Source organism: Microcystis sp. M165S2 (genome assembly GCF_020245885.1).
GTDB lineage: Bacteria > Cyanobacteriota > Cyanobacteriia > Cyanobacteriales > Microcystaceae > Microcystis.
This window is the reverse complement of record NZ_JADBTZ010000327.1, coordinates 1-7,924: the sequence shown is the minus strand read 5'-3', so window position 1 is coordinate 7,924 and position 7,924 is coordinate 1. Positions and strand designations below refer to the sequence as shown.

The 7,924-nt window shown below is 42.2% G+C and carries 4 protein-coding genes; 1 reads left to right on the top strand and 3 read right to left on the bottom strand.

The window, feature by feature from the left end; translation table 11 throughout:
* Window positions 1-241: 241 nt before the first annotated feature.
* Window positions 242-937 carry a response regulator transcription factor gene (locus IM479_RS16215; protein ID WP_287079412.1) on the bottom strand — a complete coding sequence of 232 codons (696 nt, stop codon included), beginning with the start codon at window positions 935-937 and terminating at the stop codon, window positions 242-244.
* A 267-nt stretch (window positions 938-1,204) separates the two neighbouring features.
* On the opposite strand from IM479_RS16215, the gene IM479_RS16210 reads away from it, so the two are divergent.
* The gene (locus tag IM479_RS16210; RefSeq protein WP_287687527.1) at window positions 1,205-3,361 is read left to right on the top strand and encodes a putative PEP-binding protein; all 2,157 of its coding nucleotides are present in this window, start codon (window positions 1,205-1,207) and stop codon (window positions 3,359-3,361) included.
* Between the two features lie 626 nt (window positions 3,362-3,987).
* On the opposite strand, the gene IM479_RS16205 is transcribed toward IM479_RS16210, so the two are convergent.
* Both IM479_RS16205 and IM479_RS16200 read right to left on the bottom strand, forming a co-directional pair.
* Window positions 3,988-6,738 (bottom strand): glycerol-3-phosphate acyltransferase, encoded by a 2,751-nt coding sequence (locus IM479_RS16205; protein WP_287687529.1) that lies wholly within the window; start codon window positions 6,736-6,738, stop codon window positions 3,988-3,990.
* Between the two features lie 268 nt (window positions 6,739-7,006).
* The gene (locus IM479_RS16200) at window positions 7,007-7,714 is read right to left on the bottom strand and encodes a Crp/Fnr family transcriptional regulator (protein ID WP_287687530.1); all 708 of its coding nucleotides are present in this window, start codon (window positions 7,712-7,714) and stop codon (window positions 7,007-7,009) included.
* Between the last annotated feature and the right edge of the window lie 210 nt (window positions 7,715-7,924).

Here is a 7,924-nt window from a genome sequence, read left to right as displayed (position 1 = left end):
AGGGGCAGGGTGTGGGGTGTGGGGTGTGGGGTTTTATCGATTTTCAGGTGGTCAACTACCTAATTTTCAGGGAAAAAGTCCCTGAATTTTCCCCCCGATCACCCCTGGCTAAGGCACTTTTCGAGGGGAAAAAAGTCTAAAAGTCTTATCCAACAAGGTTTTTAGATTTATTCAGCAAACCCTAAGTAGTCGTGCAAAATTAATTTTGCACGACTACTTATAATCTGTGTCTCTGTCGATTTTAACTGGTTAAACCGTGTTTTAGGGCAAAACGTACCAATTCCGTGCGACTATTAGTACCAGTCTTGCTAAATAAGCGACTGACGTATTTTTCTACGTTTCTGACGCTGGTTTCTAGACGACTGGCAATTTCTTTATTCATCAATCCCTCGGCTACCAGATCTAAAACACTTTGTTCCCGGGGGGTAAGGTCAATTTTAATCGGGGGGGGAGTAGTAGTAAAAGTGTTATGTTGTCCCACCTGCTGTTTTAATTCCCGGATATCTCGGGCAATTTCTTCTAATCTAGCGTTTTCGCTGGTGGCTTGCAAGGATTGACGACGGCGCTCGATTAAAGACTTGATTAATGCTTCTAATTCTTCGGGATCGAAAGGCTTGGATAAATAAGCATCACAACCGGCATTATAACCCTGAATGCGATCGCTTGTCATCCCCCTAGCAGTGAGAAAAACCACGGGAATTGTCTGAAAACGAGCATCTTCGCGCAATTTCTTCAGAAACTGATAGCCATCCACCTGCGGCATCATAATGTCGGAGATGACTAATTCCGGAATTTCTTGATTGAGTAAATCCCAGGCTTCGTTAGCATTACTAGCAGTTCTTACCTCGAAGTCATCCCCGTACTGTAGATATGCTTGCACAGATTCACGAACCCCCGGTTCGTCATCCACTAACAAAACTTTCGCAGGTGTGTCCATGAATTTCTCGCAGCGATCAAATATTGTCCGAATCCTATCTTATCAGCTATCAGGGGATAGGGGATAGGGGATAGGGGATGGGGTTAGGGGATAGGGGATGGGGGATGGGGTGATGAGACAGCTTCCCCACTTCCCTATCTCCCCACACCCTACTTCCCAGATCATCCTCAAGATAGTGACGGTGGGTTAAACTAGCAGGTAGAAGTAAAAAGTTACAAAAATCACATAGATTATTTTAGAATCCTTTCATCATTCTTAACAAATCCCGTGACCATTCTTTGCTGGCTCGATCGCATTAGTGCTTCTGATCGCCCCCTGGTGGGGGAAAAAGCTTTTATTGCCAGTGAATTACACCAGCGAGGATACCCAATTATCAGGGGATTTGCCATTTTTAACCACATTTTTGCGGAATTTTTGGAAACTATCAACAAGGCTGACTCGTTCTTGACTGATTTTCCGCAATCTTCCCTCTATTTAGACGTAGATGACGCAAAAGCTCTGCAATTAGTCGCTAAAAAGAGTCGGAGCGCCATTTTACAAGCAGCAATTCCTCCTCTCTGGTTAGAAGAACTAGGGGCGGCCGTGGCACAATTATCCATGGATACCCTAGTATGGCGCTTTTCCCTACCAGCCAATCTGGCTCGGCGAACTCTAGGGTTATTTTCTGCCCCAATCAGTGGAATTAAAGCAGATAATCTAGAAAATGCCCTAAAACAAGCTTGGGCGGAGTTATTCAGCGCCAGAAGTCTATTTTATTGGCGAAAAATGGGAATTGGTTTAGAAAACGTTCAATTATCTTTACTGGTACAACCGTTATTACCGGCCAATTGTGCGGGAAATGTGTTGATTAATGACGATAACTGGCAAATTCAGGCGGTTTGGGGGTTAGGACACAGTTTAGTGAATGGAGAAGTGGCACCGGATACCTATATTATCGATCGCTCCGGTCAATTACGCAGTCGGCAATTAGGCAATAAATCCCGCGCTTATTATCTCAATACTGACAGTAATCTGCTTGCGCCACAATTATTAGCACCCAGTTTACAGGAAAGCCACTGTTTAGATAATTTCGCCATCGATCGCCTTTGTCAACTGGTTCAATCTCTGCTTACGGAAAAACCGACGTTAACCAGCATAGAATGGCTGATGATGCTGGATGGTCAAATTTATATTCTCAACTGTCACAGTCAGGAAATCACCGCTACTACCTCCCATTATCCCCTAAGAGGATTAGGGGCATCCCCGGGGTTGGTATCGGGAGTGGCAAAAGTTATCAGCAATTTCGACTCCCCAGAGGCAAATTTTCAGGATTGCATTCTGGTTACTACTAATTTACCTCCCCAAAAACTGCCCCATTTACGCCAAATTCGAGCAATGATCACGGAACAGGGGGGATTAACTAGCCATGGTGCTATTTTAGCCCGGGAATTAGCCATTCCTGCCATTGTCGGGGTGAAAAATGCCACGGAAATTATCCGCTCAGGAGAGATAATTTTAGTAGATGGTACGAGGGGAATTATTTCTCTAGCATCTCAGGAAAATATTTCCTTACCCCCGCAACCCCCCAGAGAAACCGACGGGACGGCAATTGCCACCCGTTTGATGGTTAATCTCAGTCAAACTGAAAGTATTGCCAGAATCCAAAATCTGCCTATTGATGGGATCGGTTTATTGCGCTCAGAATGGATGATTTTAGAGTTACTTTCCCAGCGTAGCCTAGAAGAATGGTTAACACCAGAGCATCAAGGGGAATTAATCGAGAGATTAAGTGATTTAATCGCACAATTTGCCCTTAGTATCCAGCCTAAGCCTTTATTTTACCGTTCTTTTGATGCTCAACATTCGGCTAAAGACAGTCGGGGAACCCATGGTTATATATTAGATGCGACTCTATTCGATCTGGAATTGCAAGCTTTACGACGGGTACAAACCACCAGCGCCACCAATATTAATTTACTGCTTCCCTTTGTCCGCGGAGTGGAAGAATTTATTTTTTGCCGGCAACGGGTACAATCGGCTTTACTCACTCAAGTCCCTTCTTTTCAATTGGGGATAATGGTGGAAGTACCGGGGGTAATCTTTCAATTGGGGGATTATGTGCAAGCGGGGGTACAGTTAATCGCTATTGGTACTAATGATTTAACTCAATTACTTTTAGGTAGCGATCGAGAAGATTTCTCAGAATATTTTAACGCCCGTCATCCCGCAGTCAGGGCAGCTTTAAAACAAATTATCACTCAAGCAAAAGTTTTACAGATTCCCTGTTCGGTTTGCGGCATGGCCATCGTTCAGTATCCTGAAATTATAGATGATCTGATTGCTTGGGGTGTGACTTCTCTTTCGGTGGATACAGAAGCAGTTTTAGCCACTAGAGAGGCAATTGTTCGGGCAGAAAGAAGGTTTTTATTGGAAAATAGCAGATAACCTCGGCAAAAGGAGTGTTAGGGGTTGGCTGTTGGGGAAGATGTTAGAGGAGGCAAGAGGCAAGAGGCAAGAGGCAGAAGGCAGGTTTTAGGTTTTGGGGTTTTGGGGTTTTAGTTCAATTTCCCCACTACCCCACTACCCCACTACCCCACTTCCTAATTCATACTTTGTGCTTTTTGTCAAAAAAACTTTTTTTTTGCAATAAAACTACACAAAAAAAAGATCATCGTTGTGGGTGAAATTGACTCATTTACCTGTCTTCATTAGGATTACCTTCTAGGTGTGGCAAGGGTTTCAAACGTTGCTGCCCAAAAACGCATAGAATAACCGACTATGAAATTCTATCAAATTGCTGTAACCATTGCAACATCGTTGTTAAATAAAAATCTTTCTCAATTAATTTTTAAGAATTTGTAAATATTGCGGAATGTTAATTTAAATATTCTCAAGTGTTTGGAGTTAATACATAGTTTTTGCTTATATTTTTGGGAAAAATAGGACTCCCGCAAAAATCCCACATCTACCATTGGGTTAGGAGTCAGTATTCAGGAGATTATTTTTATTTATTCTTCCCCCGCAACGCGCACGCAGTGACCCCCCCACACTCCACACCCTACACCTAATGCCTAGAGAATTTCAATAATTCCTTGACTGCCATCGAGACGAATGAATTGACCATCTTTTAACAATTTCATGGCATTATGCACATCCATAACCGCCGGAATTCCGTATTCTCTGGCAATAATAGCACCATGGGATAATTGTCCCCCCACCTCGGCAATAATGCCCACAGCCCGGGATAATAAAGGGGACCATCCTGAGTCAGTATAGGGAATAACGAGAATAGTATTAGGGGCAATTTCTAGATTTTGTAGGGTTGGCATAATTTTGACTCGTCCTTCCACTGTCCCCCCACTAGCGGCAATTCCCTGTAAGCGTTTTTTAGCAGTTAAATTCGAGACTAAAAATTCTCTTTGCGGGGGTTGTCCATAAACGATATAGGGAATATCGGTTAATTGAGAGTTTTCTTGGAATTGTTGGCGACGCTGGTGGATAATCTGGTTAAGATTGGCGATTTTATTATTCTGACCTAACTGGGTAACTTCTGAATAATTTAGATAAAATATATCTCCCGTCTCCGATAATATTTCCTGCTGTAACCAGAGGTTTTCTAATGCGAGAAAATGCCAGCGTAGGTGAGCTAAAAGACGGGAGTAAACTTGAGTGACTTGGTTTTTGATATTTAGTCTTTTTTGGACAGTATGGGAAGATTTAACTTTTTTATGGCTATTATTGTTGGGAATATCTAAGGATAATTGTAGCAGATATTGGGGATTTTCTCGCCATCTCGGTATCGAAATATCGGTTCCCACTTCGCTTAAATAACCGTAGGTTTCTAACCAGAGGGAAAAAGCTGAGTCAAAATCTCGATCGATCGTATTTTTTCTCAGTTCAGATAGCGATCGCATCGAGGCTATTTCTGGTGCTTGGGAGTTATCCAATCTCTCAAAAGGTACTTGCGAAATACTGCGACGCAAAGCGAAGCTAAGAGGGGCAAGAATACTATAATAGGTGGCTTTTTTTAAGAGGGTTAAAATCTCCTCAATTTGCTCTAAAATCTCCCCTGAAGATAAAGCTTCTGGGGAAGTAGCGTTAATTTTTTCGAGCGTCGGGATAAAATAGTTTTTTTGATCTTGGCTAAAGTCTTTTTCTAACTGTAATTCCCGTCCTAAAAGTTTTAATAAACCGGGAGAATTAGCCAAAGTTGCCGTTAAGGGTGGTTTGGTAAACTTTGCCCCTTTGGTCAGGAATTCTAAGCTTTCTGGAGGTAATCCCATGCGACGGAAAATTGTTCCTAACAAAGAAGCATTAAAATAAGCTCTTTGATAGTGTAAAGTCGCTGTTTCCTTGAAATCCAAATCGAGGGCTTTTTTGTCTAAAACTAACTGGAAAATATCTCCCCAAACTCCACAGGTTAAAGGACGATTAATTGACCAAGGCAAAGGACGAATCACTCCGGGGATAACTTCAGCTGCGATTTTTCTTGTCCAAATTGGCTGTAAATTAGTGATAGGACGGCACTGTAATAACCATAATTTTCGTCCGTCATGAGTCCATTCTATATCTTGGGGAATGCCATGATCAAGGGTTTCTAATTGCCGACAAAGATTAGCTACCTGTTGAATAATAGCTGGGGGAATATCTCCCGCTCCGATGATGATATTTTCTTCTAAATTAACCCGATAACTTTCGGGGGTGATTCTTCCCGATACAACTCTGGTGGCATCTCCGGGTAAAGCTTCAATAACTACATCTAAACTGAGAGGATTAATCGGATCACGACTGAAGGCAACTCCCGAAAAAACTCCTCGAATTTGTTCTTGAATTAACACAGCCATGGCCGTGTTTTCTTGACCTCGATCGAGTCGATAATTAACAGCATTAGGACTATTATAGGAGGTTTGGCAACTCAAAATCGCCGCTGCTAAATTTTCTCGATCGATGACGTTAAGAATTGTCGTATATTGTCCCGCAGATGAAGCGGTTTCACTATCTTCTCCAATAGCGGAAGATCGCACTACTAAGGGATGATTAATATCAGGATTAAGAGATTCTATTAATGGTTGTGGATCATCCCCTGGTGGTAAAATCCAACCCCGAGGAATGGGATAACCGGCACGCTTAAGATAGGCTAAAGTGGCGGCTTTTTGTCCCACTTTTGAAGCTGCCAGATTGTCATCAAGAGTTTGGAGCGATCGATCTCCACGAAAAAAACGAAACATAGTTTTTGATTCATTGTTAACACTTGCTTCAGGTAAGTCTAAATCGTCGGCTATTTTTTGAAAAATTGCCCCTAATAAACAGGCTAAAGCAATGGCAATTATCATATAACCTGAATCCTGGGGACGGCGCAAGGTGAGAATTAAAGCTAATAAAAATAATCCTACCAATCTACCCGTAGATTTTTCTCGAAAAATAGTAAAGCTAATCCCACTAATAATTAAGGTGAGAAAAACAGCGACAAAATCGTGAACAATTAATCCCCAGAAAACATTAGTAGTTCCCGCGCCTTTTCCTAACCAATAGCGCCCCATAACTAAGGCAATTAAAGCTAATAATTCCCAAGAGGAGCCGGTGGGAAAAAAGACACGGGTTAGGAAAATAACGATAATTCCCTTGGCTGCTTCCGAAATTACTGCTAAAATTCCCACTAATTTTCCTCCGTGGTAAAAGGCAGCAGTTACACCGATATTACCAGTCCCTAATTGGGATAATTTACGTCCGGTTACTAGATAATTTATCCAATCGATCAGAGGCAGTCCCCCGATTATAGGACAGACTAAAAAAATAAATAGGGAACCCCAAATTTCTCTCATTATATTTTCTTAGTAACACCAAAAACTGTTATTTTTCCTATGTTAAGCTAATTCTCGGAATAAATAGCTGAAAATTTGTCAAAACGTCGTGCTTTGTAGGTTGATTCATGAATCAACCTACCATGAAAGCAAAAACCTGTACTCCCCTGCTCCCTAGCTTACCTCATAAGCGATTAAGGGTAGCAAAAAAAAGAATTAGATTCGGAGAATGAATCAGCCCTAGGGTTGGGGGGTCTTACCTTTTGCCTTCAGAAGCTGATAACTGAATTTAGGAGATCGATCTTCCTAAAGCGGCCAGATCGGGAATACAGAGAGATTCCTGCTGTCGTTGAATCAGGCCTTTTTTCTGCAATTTGGTCAAGGATCGGGTCACGGTTTCCCGGGCCAGGCCACTAATGCTACTCAATTCCCGGTGAGGTAAATTAGGAATTATCGTACCCTGGCCGCTTTTTTGTCCTTGACCTTCGGCCAAAAAGAGTAAAGTATCGGCGACTCTGGAGAGACTATCGGCCTCGCACAAACGTAAACGCCGGTTAAGTTGACGCAAACGCCTGGCCATTAATTGAGAAAGATGAATTCCCGCTAAAGGTTCCGATGTGAGCAGATTAATAAAATCTTGGGCGGGAATACTGCTAATTGTGGCCGTGGTTAAGGTGATAGCATCGGTGGAGCGGGTAGATTCGTCTAAAGCGGCCATTTCTCCGACTATTTCCCCTTTACCGACGATATTTAAGGTGACTTCTCTACCCGACGTATCGTAAGTACGAATTTTCACCCAACCATCCAGAATAAAGTAAACCGAACCACCCCAATCATTTTCTAATAAAATCGCCTGATTAGCAGGATGAGTGCGGGTGACAGCATGAGAAGTAACTTGAGCGAGGTTTTCAGGGGATAAACCGACAAATAAAGTGGCTGTATCTAATAATTTTTGAATTTCTGCTGATTTTTCGGCAGGATAGCCTTTTTCTTCCATAGTTTAATATTTAAATTTTGTCGGTTTTAGGCAGGTTATTCTACAATGGAAAGTTGTGGATATTTTTAGTTATCGAAAATTTGGGTTAAAACCCCGTCCTTTTAGGACGGCTTTAAGCTACAATGGAAAAAGCGATAACCAAGCTAAAAACTGAACCTTGACAACAGATAGTAGGGGGTTTCGTTCAGAAAAGACTTCAAATTCGGCCTT